The sequence below is a fragment of the Butyricicoccus sp. genome (assembly GCF_050872565.1).
Classification (GTDB): Bacteria; Bacillota; Clostridia; order Oscillospirales; family Butyricicoccaceae; genus Butyricicoccus_A.
Genome location: NZ_JBNMHC010000376.1, coordinates 1 through 2,063, shown reverse-complemented (window position 1 = coordinate 2,063; position 2,063 = coordinate 1). Strand labels below are relative to the sequence as shown.

Below are 2,063 nucleotides of genomic sequence, written 5' to 3'. Positions count from 1 at the left end.
TCCTATTCCGACGGATTTTGTTGCCACAGAAGAGACACAGGAACCGATGCGGCGCAATCGCATTAAGCGCGAAGCAGAACTGGAAGAGGATATGGAGGATGACGGTCCGGAGCAGATTATCAGCGGCCGCGGCATTGTTGTCGTTGTCATCATCGTCATTTTGTTGTTTGCACTGGCCGTTGGTGCCTGCGTCATGTCGCTCAATGGCGGCGGTGCGGCAGATACCGGCTCTGGCAGCGGCGATGTCGGATTTTCGTATGGACAGTCGGACAGCTCCGCAGAGGGATAATATCGTCAGATAAACCCGTAAGCCTGCACAGAAATCGACGGTGTGTGCGCTAAAATGGTAAAAAATGACGAAAACATGCACAAAAACATAGCGATATGCCCACGAACATCCGTTGACAGTGCCAAATAAATATCTTATAATATAAGATATAAAGTAGTGCGATACGGTAACTGTGATGTGTTCGCAGCTATATGGAGGGAAAGAGCGTACAGAGAGAAACGGTTTGATTCATCAGGATGGAGGGAATCAATAATGAAAAATATATTGTTTGCAGCATCGGAGTGCGTGCCGTTTGTCAAAACGGGCGGCTTAGCTGATGTTGTCGGAGCACTTCCGAAATCATTGGATAAAGACAAGTATGATGTCCGCGTTGTCATTCCGGACTACACCAGCATTCCGCAAAAATACCGCAGCAGATTCTCCTATTTCGACAGCTTCTATATGGATCTGGGCGAATTGGGCAACTTCTATGTCGGCATTATGACCTGCGAATTTGATGGCATTCGCTATTATTACATCGACAACGAGCATTTCTTCCAAGGCGAGCGGCTGTACAGCGATATTCTGTGGGATATTCAGAAGTTCAGCTTTTTCTCCAAGGCGGTGCTCTCTATGCTGCCGGTGATTGGTTTCCGTCCGGATATTATTCACTGCCACGATTGGCAGACCGCCTTGATTCCGGTGTTCCTGCATGAAATGTTCCAGGACAATCCGTTCTTCCGCGGCATCCGCACGATTATGACCGTGCATAACCTGAAGTTCCAAGGCGTTTGGGATATTCAGACCATGCGCCGCTTTACCGGCCTGCCGGGACATGTGTTCACGCTGGGACGCATGGAATTCCATCGAGATGCGAATATGCTCAAGGGCGGCTTGGTCTATGCAGACCGCATTACCACGGTCAGCAATACCTATGCGAATGAGATTCGTATGCCGTACTATGGTGAGGGACTGGATGGTCTGCTCAATGCCCGCTCGGATTCGCTGTGGGGCATTGTCAACGGCATTGATTATGACTTGTATGATCCGGCAACCGATAAGATGATTGCCGAGAACTACGATGCCAAGACCTTTGAAGAAGGCAAGAAGGCATGTAAACTGGCAATTCAGCGCGAGCTGGGTATGCCGGAGGATCCGGATGTCATGATGATCGCCATGATTACCCGTCTGACCGACCAGAAGGGTCTGGATCTGGTTGAGTGGGTCATGGAACGCCTGCTGACCTCACGGGTACAGCTGGTTATCATCGGCACGGGTGATCCGCGCTATGAGAATCTGTTCCGTTATTATGAATGGACACGAAAGGGACAAGTATCTGCGAACATTCTGTTCAATGAGACCCGTGCACATCGCGTGTATGCGGCAGCAGATGCGATGCTGATGCCGTCGCGGTTTGAGCCGTGCGGTCTGACCCAGCTGATTTCTCTGCGCTATGGTACCGTTCCGATTGTGCGTGAGACCGGCGGTCTGCGCGATACCGTACAGCCGTACAACCGCTTTGAACAGACCGGTACCGGCTTCTCGTTTGCCAATTACAATGCGGATGAGATGCTCAATACTATCTTCTATGCAGAACAGGTATTCTATGATGAGCCGGACGCATGGAAGGCGATTGTCGAGCGCGGCATGACGGAGGATTATTCGTGGACCGCTTCCGCGAAGATCTATGAGGAATTGTATGATTCTCTGCTGTAATACCTGAAAACATGATAGGCGACTGTGGCTTTTTGCTGCGGTCGCTTTTTTATGCATGGATTGTCTTCTAATGATGCAT

General features: G+C 50.1%; 2 protein-coding genes. Both read left to right on the top strand.

The window, feature by feature from the left end; translation table 11 throughout:
- A partial coding sequence (locus tag ACR0P9_RS11555; protein ID WP_432620299.1) for a hypothetical protein occupies nt 1–289 on the top strand: 289 nt, incomplete at its 5' end.
- 252 nt (nt 290–541) lie between these two features.
- Complete coding sequence (glgA, locus tag ACR0P9_RS11550) at nt 542–1,984, top strand: glycogen synthase GlgA (RefSeq protein WP_432620297.1); 1,443 nt, start codon at nt 542–544, stop codon at nt 1,982–1,984.
- Nucleotides 1,985–2,063 lie beyond the last annotated feature (79 nt).

Excerpts from the sequence above, each read along its gene's own strand:
- glgA (WP_432620297.1), top strand. The coding sequence starts at position 542 with ATGAAAAATATATTGTTTGCAGCATCGGAGTGCGTGCCGTTTGTCAAA.